Origin of the sequence: Schaalia sp. HMT-172 (genome assembly GCF_030644365.1) — a bacterium.
GTDB lineage: Bacteria > Actinomycetota > Actinomycetes > Actinomycetales > Actinomycetaceae > Pauljensenia.
In genome coordinates this window covers 2,121,232-2,139,883 of sequence record NZ_CP130058.1, presented here as the reverse complement: position 1 = coordinate 2,139,883, position 18,652 = coordinate 2,121,232, and the positions used below count along the sequence as shown (strand labels likewise).

16 protein-coding genes are annotated in these 18,652 nt (G+C 66.7%); 11 read left to right on the top strand and 5 right to left on the bottom strand.

Annotation, left to right across the window (positions count from 1 at the left end):
* Positions 1–133: 133 nt before the first annotated feature.
* Together QU663_RS08945 and QU663_RS08940 are read right to left on the bottom strand one after the other, a co-directional pair.
* Positions 134–1,600, bottom strand: a complete 1,467-nt coding sequence (locus tag QU663_RS08945) for a HAMP domain-containing sensor histidine kinase (protein WP_021612749.1) — start codon at positions 1,598–1,600, stop codon at positions 134–136.
* A gap of 1 nt (position 1,601) precedes the next feature.
* Positions 1,602–2,324 carry a response regulator transcription factor gene (locus tag QU663_RS08940; protein WP_009055118.1) on the bottom strand — a complete coding sequence of 241 codons (723 nt, stop codon included), beginning with the start codon at positions 2,322–2,324 and terminating at the stop codon, positions 1,602–1,604.
* A 129-nt stretch (positions 2,325–2,453) separates the two neighbouring features.
* Here QU663_RS08940 and QU663_RS08935 point away from each other — a divergent pair, with 129 nt between their 5' ends.
* The 7 genes from QU663_RS08935 to QU663_RS08905 all read left to right on the top strand — a co-directional run bounded on the left by QU663_RS08935 (position 2,454) and on the right by QU663_RS08905 (position 10,202).
* Positions 2,454–2,954, top strand: coding sequence for a PH domain-containing protein (locus tag QU663_RS08935; RefSeq protein WP_021612747.1), 501 nt, complete (start codon positions 2,454–2,456; stop codon positions 2,952–2,954).
* Positions 2,951–4,513, top strand: coding sequence for a PH domain-containing protein (locus QU663_RS08930; protein ID WP_021612746.1), 1,563 nt, complete (start codon positions 2,951–2,953; stop codon positions 4,511–4,513). Before QU663_RS08935 ends, QU663_RS08930 begins: the two co-directional genes overlap by 4 nt.
* A 25-nt stretch (positions 4,514–4,538) precedes the next feature.
* Complete coding sequence (locus tag QU663_RS08925) at positions 4,539–5,426, top strand: Rossmann-like and DUF2520 domain-containing protein (protein WP_304990556.1); 888 nt, start codon at positions 4,539–4,541, stop codon at positions 5,424–5,426.
* A 107-nt stretch (positions 5,427–5,533) separates the two neighbouring features.
* Complete coding sequence (panC, locus tag QU663_RS08920; RefSeq protein WP_021610821.1) at positions 5,534–6,487, top strand: pantoate--beta-alanine ligase; 954 nt, start codon at positions 5,534–5,536, stop codon at positions 6,485–6,487.
* Complete coding sequence (gene panD, locus QU663_RS08915; protein WP_021610820.1) at positions 6,484–6,918, top strand: aspartate 1-decarboxylase; 435 nt, start codon at positions 6,484–6,486, stop codon at positions 6,916–6,918. Before panC ends, panD begins: the two co-directional genes overlap by 4 nt.
* 295 nt (positions 6,919–7,213) lie before the next feature.
* Positions 7,214–8,467 carry an ATP-binding protein gene (locus tag QU663_RS08910; protein ID WP_034480196.1) on the top strand — a complete coding sequence of 418 codons (1,254 nt, stop codon included), beginning with the start codon at positions 7,214–7,216 and terminating at the stop codon, positions 8,465–8,467.
* A 118-nt stretch (positions 8,468–8,585) separates the two neighbouring features.
* On the top strand, positions 8,586–10,202 hold the full coding sequence (locus QU663_RS08905; protein WP_021610817.1) for a lysine--tRNA ligase: 1,617 nt from the start codon (positions 8,586–8,588) through the stop codon (positions 10,200–10,202).
* Positions 10,203–10,313: 111 nt separating this feature from the next.
* Here the strand turns inward: QU663_RS08905 and QU663_RS08900 are convergent, their stop codons facing one another.
* Positions 10,314–11,255 (bottom strand): sugar-binding transcriptional regulator, encoded by a 942-nt coding sequence (locus tag QU663_RS08900; protein ID WP_021610816.1) that lies wholly within the window; start codon positions 11,253–11,255, stop codon positions 10,314–10,316.
* 312 nt (positions 11,256–11,567) lie between these two features.
* Here QU663_RS08900 and QU663_RS08895 point away from each other — a divergent pair, with 312 nt between their 5' ends.
* Both QU663_RS08895 and glpK read left to right on the top strand, forming a co-directional pair.
* Positions 11,568–12,353 (top strand): MIP/aquaporin family protein, encoded by a 786-nt coding sequence (locus tag QU663_RS08895; protein ID WP_021610815.1) that lies wholly within the window; start codon positions 11,568–11,570, stop codon positions 12,351–12,353.
* Positions 12,354–12,508: 155 nt separating this feature from the next.
* On the top strand, positions 12,509–14,032 hold the full coding sequence (gene glpK / locus QU663_RS08890; RefSeq protein ID WP_021610814.1) for a glycerol kinase GlpK: 1,524 nt from the start codon (positions 12,509–12,511) through the stop codon (positions 14,030–14,032).
* A gap of 76 nt (positions 14,033–14,108) precedes the next feature.
* On the opposite strand, the gene QU663_RS08885 is transcribed toward glpK, so the two are convergent.
* Positions 14,109–16,391: an FAD-dependent oxidoreductase gene (locus QU663_RS08885; protein ID WP_021610813.1), complete on the bottom strand. Its 2,283-nt coding sequence runs from the start codon at positions 16,389–16,391 to the stop codon at positions 14,109–14,111.
* A gap of 92 nt (positions 16,392–16,483) precedes the next feature.
* On the opposite strand from QU663_RS08885, the gene QU663_RS08880 reads away from it, so the two are divergent.
* Positions 16,484–17,068 carry a TetR/AcrR family transcriptional regulator gene (locus QU663_RS08880; protein WP_034480192.1) on the top strand — a complete coding sequence of 195 codons (585 nt, stop codon included), beginning with the start codon at positions 16,484–16,486 and terminating at the stop codon, positions 17,066–17,068.
* Positions 17,069–17,153: 85 nt separating this feature from the next.
* Positions 17,154–17,726, top strand: coding sequence for an NYN domain-containing protein (locus QU663_RS08875; RefSeq protein ID WP_021610811.1), 573 nt, complete (start codon positions 17,154–17,156; stop codon positions 17,724–17,726).
* A gap of 108 nt (positions 17,727–17,834) precedes the next feature.
* Here QU663_RS08875 and QU663_RS08870 read toward each other — a convergent pair whose 3' ends face one another.
* Positions 17,835–18,557 carry a PspA/IM30 family protein gene (locus QU663_RS08870; protein WP_021610810.1) on the bottom strand — a complete coding sequence of 241 codons (723 nt, stop codon included), beginning with the start codon at positions 18,555–18,557 and terminating at the stop codon, positions 17,835–17,837.
* Between the last annotated feature and the right edge of the window lie 95 nt (positions 18,558–18,652).

Here is an 18,652-nt window from a genome sequence, read left to right as displayed (position 1 = left end):
CGCTTTTTCCCCGAGGTCACATCCTTTGGTCAAAAATCGGGGAAAGTTCCTATGGTTTGCTGGGAACTGTCCGGCCCGAAATGTTTGAAATACAGGGAAAAATACCCATGTGCGGGCCTCTTCGTTACGTCTTTCACGCTGTCGGGAGCTCGATGCGCACGGTCAACCCGCCCCCCTTCGTTTTGGTGAGCGAGGCGTTGCCGCGGTGCGCCGCGAGGATGCCGGAGACGATGGCCAGGCCCAGGCCGGAGCCGCCGGACTTGCGATTGCGTGACGAGTCGGCCCGGTAGAAGCGCTCGAAGACGCGGCCGCGGTCGGTTTCGTCGATGCCGGGACCGTGGTCGCGCAGTTCGATGATGGCGGTGTCGCCGCTGCGTCCGAGCGCGATCTCGACGGGGGAACCCTGGGGGGTGTAGCGCACGATGTTGCCGATCAGGTTGGTGAAGACCTGGGAGAGACGGTCGCGGTCGCCGGGGACGATGAGGGTCATCGGGGGCGTGCGCCCGTTGATGCCGATGAGCCCGACGGTGCGCGTGGGGTCGAGGGCCTGCAGGTCGAAGACGGCGTTGTCGGCGAGTTTGACCAGGTCGATGTCGGTGATGTCGAGGGGGCGGCCCTCGTCGAGGCGGGCGAGGGTGAGGAGGTCCTCGACGAGGTTGGCCATACGCGCCGACTCGGAGCCGATGCGGCCCATGACCTCGTCGATGCGTTCGGCGGGCACGCCGCCCATGGAGTAGAGCTCGCAGTATCCGGAGATAGCCGCCAGGGGGGTGCGCAGCTCGTGGGAGGCGTCGGAGACGAAGCGCTTGATTTTGCGCTCCGAGGTCTGGCGGGCCTCGAAGGACTGTTCGACCTGGGTGAGCATCGAGTTGAGGGAGAGGGCCAGGGAGCCGACCTCGGTGGTCGGCGGGTGGGGGGTGACGCGCTTGGTGAGGTCTCCGGCGGCGATCTTGCCGGCGGTGGATTCGATGGAGCGCAGCGGCAGGAGGGCGCGGCGCACGAGGATGCGGCCCGCCCATCCACCGACGAGGACGATGATTGAGCCGGCGACCGCGAAGTACGAGGCCGTGGTGCGCAGGGTGTGCTGGACGTCGGATAGGGGCAGGGCGATCGTCATGTACCCGGAGAAGAAGCCGGAGTCCTGGTCATAGACGGGGACGACGAGGGCGCGCCATCCGAGGCCCATCTTCGAGGAGGAGACGGTGATGGGCAGCGTGCGGAACGATGAGATGGGAGCGGAGGAGGTGTCGACGAGCTCGGGCAGGTTGGGTGTGCCCGAGGCCTTGAGCGTGTCCTCGGAGTAGAAGTAGCGGTCGTTTCCGCTGGTGTCACGGATCTGAATGTAATAGAGGGTGGGGATGGCGCCCTGGCCGTCGGCGGAGAAGGTCGCGGTGGAGGCGGAGATCTGGAGTGTGTGCGCGGTGGCGATCAGCTGGTCGTCGATCTGCGAGGTCAGGTGGCGCTGGAGGAGGCCGATCATGACCGTGCCGGACAGCGAGAGGCCGACGGCGAGCAGGAAGGTGATGAGCGTGACGAGCTGCGAGGACAGGGGTTTGGCGTCCCACCAGGCCTCGACGCGTTGAGCCAGGCTGGGGTGCACGTTACTCCTCGGCACGCAGGATGTAGCCCACGCCTCGCTTGGTGTGGATGAGCTCCCCGGACGCGCCCTCGACCGCGAGCTTGCGGCGCAGGTAGGAGATGTAGGACTCGACGATGGCGACCTCGCCGTCCCAGTCGTATTCCCACACGTGGTCGAGGATCTGCATCTTGGACACGACGCGCCCGGCGTTGATGACGAGGTAGCGCAGGAGCTTGAACTCGGTGGGGGACAGGTCGATGGGGACGCCTGCGCGCGTGACTTCGTGTGCGTCTTCGTCGATGACCAGGTCTCCGACGCGCAGGAAGGCGTCATCCTCCTCGGCGCCCATCGTGCGGCGCAGGATGGCGCGGATGCGCGCGACGACCTCTTCGAGGCCGAAGGGTTTGGTGACGTAGTCGTCGCCGCCGACGGTGAGGCCCTGGATCTTGTCGCGCATGTCGTCGCGCGCGGTGAGGAAGAGGACGGGGGTGGTGATGCCGGCGTCGCGCAGGCGGCGCGTGACGGTGAAGCCGTCCATATCGGGGAGCATGACGTCGAGGACGATCAGGTCGGGGCGCGAGGCCTGGGCTTCGTGAAATGCGCCGCTTCCGTCCTCGGCGGTGACGACGTCGAAGCCGGCGAAGCGCAGAGAGGAGGCGAGGAGGTCGCGGATGTTGGGCTCGTCGTCGACGACGAGCAGTTTCGCCTCTGTTCCGGTGGTGCTCATGGTGTCAGTGTCGCCCATGAGTCTGAATGTTTCCTGGGAGGTCGGTGTGAATCGCGCGATGATGTCGGCGTCTGTCCCTCGCGCGAATCGGGCGCCCTCATCCGATCAACAAGAAAGCGCGCGGAATTATTATGTAAGAATTGAAACATGTCCCCTCGAAACACAACGGATGTCCTGTCTCCCGCAGGCATCGAATTCCAGCACGTGTCCCCCAGGCTCGCCGCCCTGCGCCTCGGCAACGCCTTCGCCCTGTGCGGCGCCCTGTGTGGTGCGATCTCGGCCCTCGTCCTCATCGTCGGCATCCCCGCACTGTGGTGGCTCATGCTCGTCCCAGCCCTCATCGCCCTGCTCTGCCTGTGGCTGATCCCCGCCCAGGTGCGAGCCCTGCGCTACGCCCTGGCGGAGACGGATTTCGTGATCCGCCGTGGCGTCATCAACCGCTCCCTCACCCTGGTCCCCTACGGCCGCATCCAGTACGTCGACATCAAGCAGGGGCCCGTCCTGCGCTTCATGGGTATCGCCACGATCAAGCTCTCGACCGCGAGCGCGAAGACCGACGCGAGTCTTAGCGGCGTGCCGGTTGCCGACGCGGTGGGCTTGCGCGACGTTCTGGCCGAGCGTGGTTCTGCGGAGCTGATGGGCCTATGAGTAAGGACCTGTCCGCTGACGGGGTCGCCCCCGAGGAATGGAAGCCGCTTCACCCGCTGACCTACCTTCCCCGCGTCGTGGGATCGGTGACGGGCATCATCGGCGGTGTGATCCTGGCGAACGCGTCGGTCATTGCGGCGTGGCTGTCGGGCGAGGATCCCGCCCTGTTCGGGAGCGTCCGTGTCCTGCTGGGCCTCACTGCTGTCGTCGTGGCGGTCCTGGCTCTCTCCGTCGTCTACTGCTACCTGTCGTGGAAGATGACGCGCTATGCGGTGACCTCGACCGCCGTGTGGTATCGCGCCGGTATCCTCAAGCGCACCCAGCGCCACGCGCGCCTGTCGCGCATCCAGACGGTGAACGTCTCCCACTCGCTCCTCGGTCGCATCGTCGGCCTGGGGTACCTCGACATTGAGGTCGCCGGCGGTGCGGATTCGAGCATCAAGCTGGGCCTGCTCGCGAGCCGCCGCCTCGAAGAGTTGCGTTCGCTCCTGCTCGCCCTTGCCTCGGGCGCGATCGACGAGGCCGTGGATCCTCGCGCCGACTCCGTGGCCGCGACCGTGGGGTACCGCAGTGGTGCGTCCCCGCTGGAAGCCCCGGAGCGTCCGGTTTTCAAGGTCGGCTTCGTGAAACTCTTGGCCTCCATGCTGGCGACCTTTGACAACGCCGTGGCCCTGTTCTTCGGTGTCTTCCTCCTCGGCCTTAACGGCTTCCTGGTCGGGGTCGTCGGCGTCACCTCGCGGATGAGCTTCCTGGGCATCCTGTTGGGCGCGTTCAGCCTCTTGGCGGGCGTCTGGGCGCGTTTCGATCGAGAGTTCGGTTTCACGGCGTCCATCGCGGCCGACGGCGTGCGCATCAGCCGGGGCCTGACGGCCCGCCGCCAGGTGACGATTCCTCCGGGGCGCATTCACGCCCTCCAGGTCACTCAGCCGCTGATCTGGCGTATTTTCGGCTGGTACCGCGTGGAAATCACGCAGGCGGGTAACGCCTCGACCACCAAGGATGAGAAGAATAAGGGCATGGCCGTGGACGTCGCATCCGACGTGCTCTTGCCCGTGGGTCACCGAGCCGATCTCCTGCGCGCCATCGCGATCGCGATCCCCGACCTCGGGGTGGACGATCCCGAGGGCTTCATCGAGTCCCTTCGCGCGGGCACGGGCGAGGACCGCTGGATGACACCGATCCCGCGCAGCGCGAGGATCCTGGATCCTCTGGTGTACAAGCGCCGCGCCTTCGCCCTGACCGATGCTGTATTCGCGATCCGTGACGGGTTCTTTAACCTGCGATTCTCCATCATCCCGCTCACGCGCATCCAGTCGGTGTCCGTGCGTCAGGGGCCCATCCAGCGGTGGCGAAGCGTCGCCTCGGTGCGCGCGGAGCTGGTCCCCGGCCCGGTCGCGTCGATGGCCGAGCACGTCGAGGCGGGCCGTTCCCTGGAGCTGTGGGCCGACCTGTCCGAGGCCTCGAAGGTGCGCCGCGAGGCCGAGGCCCCCGAACGCTGGCTCTCGCGCGTCACCGAGGTCGTCGAGGCGACCTCGCGCGCGACGGCGCGCGGCGAGTGAGGCGCGGATCGGCGACAATGACACCATGAGCACCCCCGGACGCCTCGGTATCGGCATCATCGGCATGGGCCACGTCGGCCCCGTCATCGGCTCCGCCCTGCGCGCCGTCGGGCACCAGATCGTCGCCGTCTCCGCCTCGTCGGATGCCTCGCGCGAGCGGGCCGACGCGATGCTGCCCGGGGTGCCCCTGGCGTCCCCCGAGGAGGTTGCCCGACGCTCCGAGGTCGTCATCCTGGCCGTGCCCGACGACCAGATCGGCCCCCTCGCATCCGGCCTCGCCGACCTCGGCGCCTGGCAGAGTGGCCACATCGTCATCCACCTGTCGGGTGCCTCGGGCGTCGGGCTGCTGGCACCGGCCTCGGCCGCCGGAGCGATCCCTCTGGCGATCCACCCGGCGATGACCTTCACGGGGACCAGCGTCGACGTGGCACGCCTCGTGGGTACCCCCTTCGCGGTGACGGCGGCGGTGCCCTTCCTGCCGATCGCCCAGGCTCTCGTCGTCGAAATGGGTGGCGAACCCGTCGTCGTCGCCGAGGACGACCGCCCCCTTTACCACGCGGGCCTCGCCCACGGCGCCAACTTCATCGCCGGCATCACCGTCCAGACGACGCGCATCCTCGCCGCGGCCGGCATCGACAACCCCGCCCTGTACGTGCGCCCCCTCCTTGAGGCCGCCCTCGACCGGGCTCTCACCGAGGGCGTCGCGGGCATCTCCGGACCCGCCGCCCGCGGGGACGCGGGCACCATCGCGGCCCACGCCCGCTGCCTCGGCTCGCGCGAGGAACTCGCGGGGGAGCGCGACACCTACGCGGACATGACACGCGCCCTCACACGGCTCCTGCGCGAGGCCCGGCTCCTCGACGAGCGAGCCGCGACCGCCGTCGAGGCCGCCCTCCTCGACCCCGGCGCCTGACCCCGGGCATCCGCCGGCCGCGCCCAGACCTCGTCCCCCACAGAGCGAGGCGTGAGGATAGCGACTCTCTTTCGCGCCCGGGGATCAACATTTGCAAGAATAGAAACATGACCCACCGTCCCATCCTGACCCACACGCGCGCCCAGCTGGCCGAGGCGCTGGCGAAGCTGCCCGGCACGAAGGCGCTCGTCATGACCATGGGCGCCCTGCACAACGGGCACCTGCAGCTCGTGCGCGAAGCCCGGCAGCTCGCCGACCACGTGATCGTCACAATCTTCGTCAACCCCACGCAATTCGCGCCCGGCGAGGACTACGACGCATACCCGCGCACCCTGGATGCGGACATGGATGCCCTCGAGACGGTCGGCGCGGACCTCGTGTGGGCGCCCGCGCCCCAGGATGTGTACCCCACGCCCGCGACCGTCACCATCGACCCGGGTCCCATCGCGCGCGTCCTCGAGGGCAAGACGCGCCCCACGCACTTCGCGGGCGTCGCCCTCGTGTGCACCAAGGTCGTCAACCTCGTGCGCCCCGACGTGGCCCTGTACGGCCAGAAGGACGCCCAGCAGCTGGCCGTCCTGCGCACCGTCTTTACCCAGCTCGACATCCCCGTGCGCGTCCACGCCGTGCCGATCGTGCGCGCCGAGGACGGCGTCGCTCTGTCCAGCCGCAACCAGTACCTGAGCGACGACGAGCGCATCCGCGCCCGTGCCCTCTCGCGCGCGCTTCGCCGCGGCGCCGAGGTCGCCGAGGCCGGGGCCGCTCCCGCGGACATCGTGGCGCAGTGCCGAGCGGTCATCGACGCCGAGGGCGGCATCGACCTGGACTACATTGCTCTCGTGGACGCTGGGACCTTCGAGATCCTCGCCGGCACCGAGTCTGTGCCCGTCGGCGAGGGCGCAGCCGCGCCCACCATCCTGTCCGACGGCTCGCGCGAGGGGCGCCTCCTCGTCGCCGCCAAGGTGGGCACGACCCGCCTCATCGACAACATGGAGGTGCCGCTGCGCGACACCTCCGGTCCCGCCGGCCGTTTCGCCGAGCGCTCGGGGGAGCTCGCATGATGGAAATGATGCGCGAGATGGCGATCGGCAAGATCCACCGCGGCGTCGTCACCGGCGCCGACCTGCACTACGTCGGTTCGATCACCGTGGACGAGGATCTGCTGGATGCCGCGAATATCGTCCCCGGCCAGAAGGTCGACATCGTCGACGTCAACAACGGCGAGCGCCTCTCGACCTACACGATCGCCGGCGAGCGAGGCAGCGGCACGATCCAGCTCAACGGCGCCGCCGCCCACAAGGTGAGTGTCGGCGACCTGGTTATCATCATGGCCTATGCCCAGGTGCCCGAGTCCCTCGTGCGTCAGGTCAAGCCGTCCGTCGTTTTCGTCGATGGCTCCAACCGCATCGTCAGCGCCGGCAACCACGCGGGCTCCGTGCCAGAGGACTCCGCGCGTGCCCGCGAGCTCGGCTTGAAGAGCTCCGGCGTTTAAGCAACGCGTGACAGCACGGGGAAGCACCCACTGGTGACAGTGGGCGCTTCGCGTATCTCGGGCCCTTTCATGCGCGCGTTAACCCCGTGGTGGCAGTGTGGGTGCCCTGCCTGCGTTGCCACCAGTGGGGTCCAGCTGCCGTGAAGAGGTGACGCCAGAGCCGAGGCAGGCGTAACGGGTGCAATTTTCCGTCCGAAACGCGCGCTGAAATGCGTCCAAAACATGCGCTAATTGTCGTCCAAAACATGCGCTACATTAGCTAAATGTGCTACTTTTTACTTGAAAGAGAGGGAAAATGTACCGTCCGCGCATTCTTGATCGCAGCGTCGAATCTGCATTGCGAACCTCGGGTGGTGTGCTGATCGATGGTGTCCGCGCGTCCGGCAAGACACAGACGGGGCGCCACCACGCCGCATCGGTCGTGATCCTCGATGGTGGCTCGCCTAGTGTTGCAGCTGCGCTCCAGGTGGACCCGCGTTTGCTGCTCGAGGGCGAGACTCCGCGCCTCGTTGATGAGTGGCAGCTGGCGCCCGAGCTATGGAATACGGCCAGGCATGAGATCGATCGGCGTGGTACGAAGGGGCAGTTCATCTTCACCGGGTCATCGGTTCCCGCTCAGGATGCGATGCGACACTCTGGTGCACATAGATTCGTGCGTCTGCGGATGCGCCCTATGACTCTCGAAGAGCGTGGGCTAGGAGTTGGAACCGTCTCGCTCGAGGGACTCTTTGACGGTGATCTGCCAACCCCTGCTCTCACCTCGCCGATGGATGTTCCCACAATGCTCTCTGCCCTTGTGCATGGAGGGTGGCCCGCAGACCTTGATTTGGTAGAGAAGGATGCCCAGCGTAATCTGCGCGCGTACCTTGAGGATGTTGCTGTCAGTGACATTGCGCGTCTGGATGATGAACCTCGCCGTAACCCACGAACAGTGACAGCCTTGCTGCGCTCGCTGGCGCGCAACCTGTCGTCCGAGCTGAAGCTGACAACGATCGCGGCGGATATGCGAGGCGTGGGTGGTATTCAGCCGCGTACCGTTAGCGGGTACATCGGTTCGTTGGAACGTATTTTCCTTGTCGAGGAACAATATGCATGGTCTCCACAGATACGTTCGAAGACTGCTATTCGCTCCGCCTCTAAGGTTCACTTTGTTGATCCGGCACTGGCTGCTGCGGCCTTGGGAGCATCCTCGCGTAAGCTGCTCGCCGACTTGAACACGGCGGGATTCTGGTTTGAATCTATGGTCGTCCAGCATATGCGCAGCTACATGCAGGAGCTTGGGGGGCAGGTTATGCACTATCGAGATAAGGCGGGACGCGAGGTCGATGTGATTGTCGAGCTGCCTGACGGTCGATGGGGAGCGATTGAGGTCAAGCTCGGACAGCCCGCAATACCTGCTGGAGCCAAGAGTCTGATGCGATTCCTTGAGGTGGTTGACAATGAGCGTATGGGAGCGCCTTCCTTCGCCGCTGTCGTGACGGCAGATGGTCCAACGATGACGCTCGAGGGCGGGGTTACCACGTTCCCACTGGCCGCTCTCACCGCCTAATGAACGCGCGCCGGAGAGTCTCAATCGCAGTACGAGAAGGAAGTGGCCCGGACGCTTCGTGAGGAGCCCAACCGGACCCCTGCCTCGTCGCGGGGCCAAATCCCGGTACGATAGGCGCATGACCGATTCTTCTACGCCCACGCAAGCACCCGCAGACGACACCCCCGAGCAGGTCAAGGTTCGCGCGGCCAAGCGCGCGCGCCTCATGGAGGCCGGCATTCCCGCCTACCCCGTGCGCCTGCCGATCACGACCACCATCAAGGCGGTGCGTGAGAAGTACGCCCACCTCGAGGCCGGAGAAGAGACCGAGGACTACGTGGGCCTGGCGGGCCGCGTCATCCTCGCGCGCAACGGCGGCAAGCTCTGCTTCGCGACCCTCATGGATGGTGAGGGCAACAAGATCCAGGTCATGCTCTCCGCCGCCTCCGTCGGCGCCGAGTCCCTGGCAGCCTACAAGAACGACGTCGACCTGGGCGATCACCTCTTCGTCCACGGCCGTGTCATCTCCTCGCGCCGCGGCGAGCTGTCGATCTTCGCGACCCCCGCCGAGGTCACCCCCGAGGCTCAGGCCGCCTACGACGCCGCGCCCACCGCGCTGCCCGCCCCCGACGCCTCCTGGGCCATCGCCTCCAAGGCGCTGCGCCCCCTGCCCAAGACCTGGACCACCGAGGACGGCGAAGAGATCACCCTGTCCGAGGACCAGCGTATCCGCCGCCGCGAGCTCGACCTCATCACGCGCCCCGCCGCGCGCGACATGGTCCGCATCCGCGCGGCCGTCAACCGCTCGATCCGCGAGAACTTCTTCCGCCGCGACTACATCGAGCTCGAGACGCCGATGCTGCAGATGATCCACGGTGGCGCTGCCGCGCGTCCATTCGTCACGCACATGAACGCGCTCGACACCGATCTGTACTTGCGCATCGCGACGGAGATCTACCTCAAGCGCGCGGTCGTTGGCGGCGTGGATCGCGTCTTCGAGATGAACCGTAACTTCCGCAACGAGGGCATGGATTCCTCGCATAGCCCCGAGTTCACGTCCCTGGAGGCCTACGAGGCCTACTCGGACTACAACGGCATGGCTGAGCTGACGCGTGACCTCATCCAGCAGGCCGCGCGCGACGCCTTCGACCTGTCCGAGGGTGAGGAAATCGTGCGGCTGGCCGACGGCACCGAGTACGACCTGTCGGGGCAGTGGGATCGCATCGACCTGTACGGCTCGACCTCCGAGGCCCTCGGCGAGGAGGTCACGGTGGAGACGCCGCGCGAGACCCTCGTCAAGTACGCGGAGCGTATCGGCTTGGAGGTCGACGACTACGCCGTGTCCGGCAAGATCGTCGAAGACATCTTCGAGGAGCTCGTCGCGTCCAAGCTGTGGGCGCCGACCTTCGTCTACGACTTCCCGGAGGACACCTCCCCGCTGACCCGCTACCACCGCTCGCGCCCCGGCCTGACGGAAAAGTGGGACCTGTACGTGCGCGGCTTCGAGACGGGCACCGCCTACTCCGAGCTGGCCGACCCGGTCGTCCAGCGCGAGCGCTTCGAGGCGCAGGCCCTCGCGGCTGCCAACGGCGACCCCGAGGCCATGGTCATGGACGAGGACTTCCTCGTCGCCATGGAGCAGGGCTTCCCGCCGTGCGGCGGCATGGGCATGGGCATCGACCGCCTGCTCATGGTCCTGACCGGCCAGGGCATCCGCGAGACGATTCCGTTCCCGCTGGTCAAGCGCCTGGGCTGACCTGAGCTGAGAGTGGGCCTCGGCCTCGTTCTTTTGTGGACGAGGCCGGGGCCCGTCGCGTTGTCGGGCGCGCCTTGGCGGGGGCGGGCGCTAATGCGCGCGGGACGATCCTTAGGCGCGTGGCCGGGGGTGCAGGGCGCGCGTGTGGACGAGGTCGAGGAGCTCGTGTGCGGCGCCGTCGTCGAGGACGAGGTCGGTGGCGACTCCGGCGCGTAGGGCGCCCAGTAGTGGCAGGGCTTTGGAGGTGCCGGAGACGACGCACAGGCGTCGCGGGATCCTCTTGAGCGTTGAAGGGCTGGGGCCCGAGGCCCGCTCGTTGAGGTGCATGTTCGTCGAGCCGTCTTCGCGGATGAGGACGGTGCACACGTCGCCGACGACGCCGTCGTTTTGTGCGGAGGCGATCTCGTCTGGCTCGAGGAATCCGCCCGAGTAGACGTGGGAGGGCAGGCGCGCGGACATGGATCCGACGCCGAAGAGGGCGACGTCGGCGCTGTCGATCGTGTTGAGGACGGACTGGACGGAGCGTTCGCGCCAGAGTGCCTGCTTGGTGTCGGCGTAGTCGAAGAAGGCGGGCACGGGGAAGTTGACGATGCGCCCACCGATGGCTTTGGCTGCGCAGGAGATGATGGCCTCGGCGTAGGGCATGCCGGACTCGGTGGCGGTCGCGGCGCCGTTGAGCTGGACGACCGTCGAGCCGGCGAAGGTGACGTGGGGCATGGCGCGGGCGACCTCGGCGGTCGTGTTGCCCCACGCGATGCCGAGGGTGACTCCGGGGAAGAGCATGTCGACGAGGTGCTCGGCGGCGACCAGGGCGACGTTGTGGAGCCTGTTGACCTCGGTGTGGACGTCGTGGACGGGCACGACGGAGACTTGGACGCCAAAGAGGTCGGCGATCTGCCCGGCGAGCGTTCCCTTGGTGCCCGGGGAGGCGGAGACGGAGATGCGCACCAGGCCGACTTCGCGCGCGTGGGCGAGGAGTCGGGACACGGAAGAGCGCGATACCTGCAGGTGGCGGGCGATTGTCTCCATCGTCTGCCCCTGCAGGTAGTACATCGAGGCTGCCTCGTGCGCCTGTTCGTCACGTATTGTCACATTTTCTAGTGTGCCATGCACAAGCGTGCAGATGTGTGATTTTGAGTATTCATTTGGCTCCCGTTGCCGCTAGATTGATCTGCGTCAGATGGTCAGGGTCACACTATCGATGCTGAACGAACGTGCATTCGTTTTGGGCTAACGTGCATCAAGTGCAATACTTGGGGTGACCCGTCAACAGTGTCCGCGTTGATATTGTTCGATGGCACACAGTTAGCGGTGGTATCCCACCGGTGACCCGGCGTGAGGACGCGCCGGAGAAAGATAGGAAAAATGCTCTCAACACTGCTTCCGGCAGCCGCAGAGGCGGCTGTCCCTACCACGGGCCAGATTTTCATGTCTGAGTTCCTTGGCACAGCTGTCCTGCTGCTCCTCGGTGGCGGCGTCGTCGCCACGAACCTGCTTCCCAAGTCCAAGGGCAAGGGTGGCGGCTGGCTGCTCATCAACTGGGGATGGGGCCTCGCGGTCTTCGCCGGCGTCTACGTCGCGTTCCGCACCGGCGGCCACCTGAACCCCGCCGTCACGATCGCCAAGGTCGTCGGCCACATGTTCGACCCCAGCGTCACCCTGGCGGGCGACATCCCCGTCACCGGCACCAACGTCGCGGTCTACATTGTCGCCCAGTTCCTCGGCGCCTTCGTCGGCGCCGTCCTGTGCTGGCTCACCTTCAAGAAGCACTTCGACGAGGACTGCGACCCTGCCCTCAAGCTCGGCGTCTTCTCCACCGGCCCCGAGATCCGCTCCTACGGATGGAACTGCCTCACTGAGGCCATCGGCACCGCCGTCCTGATCCTGTGGGTCTACGTCTCCGGCTACACCGAGACCGCGGTCGGCCCCCTCGGCGTCGCCCTCATCATCGTCGTCATCGGCAACTCGCTGGGCGGCCCCACCGGCTACGCCATCAACCCGGCCCGTGACCTCGCCCCGCGTATCGCCCACGCGATCCTGCCCATCAAGGGCAAGGGTGGCTCCGACTGGGGCTACTCCTGGGTTCCCGTCGTCGGCCCGATCATCGGTGCTATCGTCGGTACCGCTGTCTACTACCTCGCTCTCCACTGAGAGTGAGTGCGCGGGCGAGGCCGCCGCGGCCTCGCCCGCACCATCCCCAGCGCTGGGGAATAACAAGTTCGCAGGGGCACTGATGCCCCTCAAGCCGCGCAGGTGGCCCGGCGCGGCACACACAACGACGTGACAACGCATCCGAAAGGACACTCATGACCCCCACCGAAAAGTTCGTTCTTGCCATCGATCAGGGCACGACCTCGACCCGTGCGATCATCTTCAACCACTCCGGCGAGATCGTCTCCGTCGGACAGAAGGAGTTCACCCAGATCTTCCCGAACCCGGGCTGGGTGGAGCACAACCCCATCGAAATCTGGGAGACCACCCGCACCGTCGTTGCCGAGGCCCTGCAGAAGGCGGAGATTAACCGCCACAGCCTCGCCGCCGTCGGCATCACCAACCAGCGTGAGACCACCGTCGTGTGGGACAAGAACACCGGCGAGCCCGTCTACAACGCGATCGTCTGGCAGGACATGCGTACCTCCGACATCGTCAAGGAGCTCGAGGGCGACGAGGGCCCGGACCGCTTCCGCCAGATCTGTGGCCTCGGTCTGTCCCCCTACTTCTCCGGCTCCAAGATCAAGTGGATCCTCGACAACGTCGAGGGTGCCCGCGAGCGCGCCGAGGCCGGCGACCTGCTCTTCGGTAACACCGACTGCTGGGTCCTGTGGAACCTGACGGGCGGCATCAACGGCGGCGTGCACTGCACGGACGTCACCAATGCCTCGCGCACCATGCTCATGGATATTCGCACGCTCTCCTGGCGTGAGGACGTCTGCGAGATCTTCGGTATTCCCATGTCGATGCTCCCCGAGATCAAGTCCTCGTCCGAGATCTACGGCTACGGCCGCAAGAACGGCCTCCTCGTCGACACTCCGATCTCCGGCATCCTCGGCGACCAGCAGGCCGCCACCTTCGGCCAGGCCTGCTTCGAGAAGGGCATGGCGAAGAACACCTACGGTACGGGCTGCTTCATGCTCATGAACACCGGCACCGAGCCCGTCTTCTCCGACAACGGCCTGCTTACCACCGTGGCCTACAAGATCGGTGATCAGCCGGCCGTCTACGCCCTTGAGGGCTCGATTGCCGTCGCCGGTTCGCTGGTCCAGTGGCTGCGCGACAACCTCGGCATGATCGTCAAGTCCTCGGACATCGGCAAGCTGGCCAGCACGGTCGAGGACAACGGCGGCGTCTACTTCGTGCCCGCCTTCTCCGGCCTGTTCGCCCCCTACTGGCGTGCGGACGCGCGCGGCGCGATCGTGGGCCTGACCCGCTACGTCAACAAGGGCCACATCGCCCGCGCCGTCGAGGAGTCGACCGCGTTCCAGAGCGCCGAGGTTCTCGACGCGATGAACGCCGACTCCGGCGTCCCGCTCAAGGAGCTCAAGGTCGACGGCGGCATGACGCACGACGACCTGGTCATGCAGTTCCAGGCCGACCTGTGCGGCGTGGACGTCGTTCGCCCGAAGGTCATCGAGACCACCGCCCTGGGTGCCGCCTACGCGGCCGGCATGGCGGTTGGCTACTGGGAGAGCACCGACGACGTCGTTGCCAACTGGCAGGAAGGCAAGCGCTGGACGCCCACCATGGAGCCCGCCGAGCGCGACCGCACCTACCGCCTGTGGAAGAAGGCCGTCACGCGTACGCTCGACTGGGTCGACGACGACGTGTTGTGATTGTCACTCCATAGACAGTGACGAGGCCGGGGCTGCGTGAAGCGGTCCCGGCCTCGCCGCGCGTGGGAGCGGCGCGTTAGAACGTCTCGTAGGAAACGCGTGCGCCCCCGGCCTGGATGATGCGCGAAATGTCGCGGACTATGCGGGCGGAGCCGCACACGTAGTACGTGGCCTGGGGATCGATGCCCTCGGCGTTCAGGTAGTCGGTGATTCGCCCGTGAAACGTGCCGGGCGCCGCCTCGCGGCTGACGCATCGAATGAGCCGGGGCAGCGGTGTGTCGACTCGGCCTGTCAGGTCGTCTTCCGTCTGTGAGCATCCGACGATGAGTATGTCGTCGTCGCGCCTGTCAGCCTCGAACGCTGTGAGGAATGGGGCGATGCCCGTCCCTGTTGCGATGAAAATGCGCCGGTGTGGTGCCTCGGCGTCGGTCGTGTCCCGGTCTGGCGTGACGAGCCAGTGGCCGTAGGGCAGCTCAAGGTCGACGTCGTCGCCGGGTGCGGTGGTGCTCGCCCAGGAGGCGCCCATGCCCTTCGTGCGCACGTCAACGAGGAGCCTGACGGTGCGCCCAGGGGCTGATGCGAGCGAGTAAGGTCGCCATTCGAATGGGGCGACCCGAACGAGCGCGTACTGGCCTGCCTCCCACGTCGCGCATTCCGGTAGCTCGAGTGTGATATCGCGGGTGGTGGGGCTCATCCAACGAGTGCGTTGTACTGTCGCCCGATGGCGTGCCGCTCCGGCGGTGCGTTCAGTCGTCGTGTCGTGGGAGGAGCTCGCGTGATCCTGGGTGGGGACCTGATCGCGCAGTGCGCGCATGATGCGGGGATATCCCGCGGGCCCGAGTACTTTGCAGGCCGTGGACATGCCGGCCAGGGCGGCGCCCACGATACCGGGCATTCCGGCGTCCTGCCCGGTCAGGTAGAGGCCGTCGATGGGGGTCGAGGGAGAGGCGAGGTCGGCGGCGAAGCGTTCGGGCGTGAGGGGTAGCCCGTAGAAACAGCCGCGGGCGTGGGACGTGTAGTGTTCGACGGTGAGCGGCGTGCCCACCTCGACGTATCGGACGGCGTCTGTCAGGCCGGGCACGGCGCTCTCGGCGAGGTCGATGAGTGCGCGTGCTATGGATGACGTGAGGGCCTCGTAGTCCCGGCCTCGGTGTTTCGGCCTCGTTCCCTCCCAGCGTTCGAAGGCCTCGGGCGTGACGAAAGAGATGATCTCCGCGGTCGCGTGTGGTTCCCCGGACTTGATGGCGGGGAAGGAGATGAACGCCGAGCGCGGGTGCCCGTCGAGGAGGTCGGCGGTCATACGGGCCGGGTCGGCGCGGCCCGTGTCCGTGTTGATCCAGACGTTCGCCCCGGTCACGCCCTCCGGGTAGTGGTCGAGGGTGAGGTAGACGGTGACGGCGGAGCCGCCGTGGCCGAGGCCGGCGACCTGTTCTCGCACGCGCGCGGTCAGCCTTCCGGTCGGCCCGGTTGTGGGGAGCAGGTGCTGGTAGGTTTCGCGGGCGCCGATACCGGAGATGATGATCGGCGCTCGCTCCTCGTAGGTGAGAGGCACGGCACCGGAATGGTCGGTGACGCGCACGCCGACGGCGGCCCCGTCCTCGACGAGGATTTCTTCGACGTTTTGCCCGAGGCGGATGCGTCCGCCGGCGCTCGTGATTCCCTTCTCGATCATGCGCGCGATCTGTGCGCTTCCGCCGCTGGGAAACCACGCGCCGTTCATGTAGTGGCCGACGATCATGGCGTGGGCGACGAAGGCGCTGCGCGCGGGTTCGACGCCGTAGTCGCCCCAATGAGTGGTCAGGAGGGAGCGAAGTGCGGGGTCGCGGAATCTGCGTTCCATGTAGTGCTGCGTCCGTTCGAGCGCGTGGCCTACGAGCGCGCGTTGGGCGAGGCGGACGGTGGGGGCCGTGCGCGGGGGCACCATCTCGCGGGCGTAGTGCAGTGACATCCAGGAATAGGCGCGCTTCACGTCCCTGCAGTAGCGGCGAATGGCTTTCTTTTCGTGGGGGAACAGTGAGGTGAGGAGGCGTTGATACTCGTCGGCGCCGGCGGGAATTGTGACGTCGAGGCCGTGGCCGGGCAGGTAGAAGCGGTCGTAGCCTGCGGGCATGCGGTTCCATGTGAGGGCTCCTGCGGTGAGGTAGTCCATGAGTTGTCGTGGGCGTGAGCCGGGTTCCATGTCTCCCACGTAGTGCACGCCGACGTCCCAGGTGGCTCCCAGTCGCCGGAACGAGTGGGTGAGGCCGCCGGGGGTGGTGTGTTGTTCGAGGATGAGGATGCGTGCGCCGGCGGCGCGTGCGAGCAGTCCGGCAGTGGTCAGTGAGCCGATGCCGGAGCCGATGATGATGGCGTCATACATGGGAACTCCCAAAACTAGACAGTGTCTACTTATGGGAACATGTGTTGGTAGACACTGTCAAGTCGTGGTTGTTTCTCGGCTACACTGAGATCATGACGCGCCATACGAACCCCGATGGCCTGCGCGAGACGATCCTTCGCATCAGCCGCAACCTGCTCAACGAGGGCGGGCCATCATCCCTGTCCATGCGCGAGGTCGCACGACGCGCGGGCTGCACCCACCAAGCCCCGTACCACTACTTCCAGGGGCGCGAGGCCATCCTCGTCGCCCTCGTCGAGGAGGGATACCGAGACCTCGAACGGGCGCTGCGTGAGGCGAGGGAGACGAGCGAGGGACGTGCGCCGCAGGACGTGACGCGCGCCGCGGGACACGCCTACCTCGCCTGCGCGCTGACGAACCCCGGTGTCTTCCGGATCATGTTCCGATCAGACATGTACGACGCGGGCGCTCACTCGGGCCTGCGTGCGGCCAGCCTGGCTGCGCGCACCCAGCTACGCTCGCTAGCCGCGCTTGCGTACGGCACTGACGACCCGCGCGCGGAGGTCACCCTGTGGGCCTACGTGCACGGCCTCGCCACCCTCGTCCTCGATGGGCCTCCGGCACTCGGCGCCGCGGAAGAGGCGCAGCGCTTTGCCCACGACGTCATCGAGGCACCATACTTCATCGGTGGGGTGTGAGCCGGTCGCGCTCGCGGGCCGGCCGGTGCCGTCCTAGGACCCAAGGCCGACAGTGGCCCCCGCCGCAGCATCTACAATTAACCCCATGGAAAGCTCTAATAATCAAACGACATACCTCGTCGTCGACGGTGAGAATATCGACGCCACGCTCGGCCTGTCGGTCCTGGATCGGCGCCCCAACCCCGAGGAACGCCCCCGATGGGATCGCGTCCTGGAGTGCGCGCACGGTCGCTGGGGCCAGCGCGCCAAGGGCCTGTTCTTCCTCAACGGCTCCTCGGGCTTCCTGCCCATGGGATTCGTCCAGGCCCTGACGGCGATGGACTACTCGGTGATCCCCCTGTCGGGTCCCGCCGACATGAAGGTCGTCGACGTCGGCCTGCAGCGCACGATGGACGCGATCGCGCAGATCGGCACGGGCGACGTCATCCTGGCCAGCCACGACGCCGACTTCCTGCCCCAGATCGAGACGCTCCTGGACCAGGGCCGCCGCGTCGCGGTCATGTGCTTCAAGGAGTTCCTCTCCTCCCAGCTCCACGAGCTGGAGGAACGCGGCCTGGAGATCATCGACCTCGAATACGACGTGCACGCATTCCAGGTGCGCCTGCCCAGGCTCCACATCATCGACATCGACGACTTCGACCCGATGTCCTTCCTGTGAGGCGCCGACCCGCGCCCGCGGGATCGAACGACGCCTTCGTGACATGCGAACCGGGCGGCCCCTCGCGGGGCCGCCCGGCCGCTCTATGAGTGCGACGCTAGCCGCGGATCACTCCGCCGACTTGCCCTTGAGGGCAGCCAGGCGGGCCTCGATCTCGATCTGCGAGGAGTCGGTCTCGAGCTCCGCGAACTGGGCGTCGAGGCTGGAGGCGGCCAGCTCGACCTTGCCCTGAGCCAGGGCCTCCTGGCGACGCACGCGATCCTCGAAGCGGCCGAGCTCGCTCGTGGGATCCAGGATGTTGATGGAGGAGAGGGCGTCGGTGACCTGAGCCTGCGCCTTTGCGGTCTTCTCGCGGGCGATGAGCTGGTCGCGGCGGGACTTGAGCTCGGAGAGCTTGTCCTTCATCTGCGACAGGCCCTTCTTCAGGCGCTCGGCGACCTCACGCTGAGCCTTAAGGGCGGGCTCCTCGGTCTTGACCTCGTTCTCGAACTGGATCTGCTTGCCGATGGCGACCTTGGCCAGGTCATCCCACTTGGTGGCTCCGGCCTCGTCACCGGCGGCGCGCAGGGAGTCGGCCTTGGCGGAGGCGGCGGCGGCCTTCTGACCCCAGTCGGCTGCGGCCTTGACGTCCTCCTCGTAGTCCTTCTCGGCCATGCGCAGGTTGCCCAGGGTCTGGGCGATCGCGTTCTCGGCCTCGACGATGGAGTTGGTGTAGTCGCGGATCAGCTGGTCGATCATCTTCTGCGGGTCCTCGGCCTTGTCGAGGATCGCGTTGATGTTGGCCTTCGCGAGCTGGGCGATACGGCCCAGGATCGTCTGCTTCTCAGCCATGATGTTCTCCTTTGTGGTGATGTGCGCTCGTGCGCGGGTTGAGCGCGAGGCCAGGGCCCCGCAGGTCGGTGGGTGGGCTCCGGCGAGCCCAAACC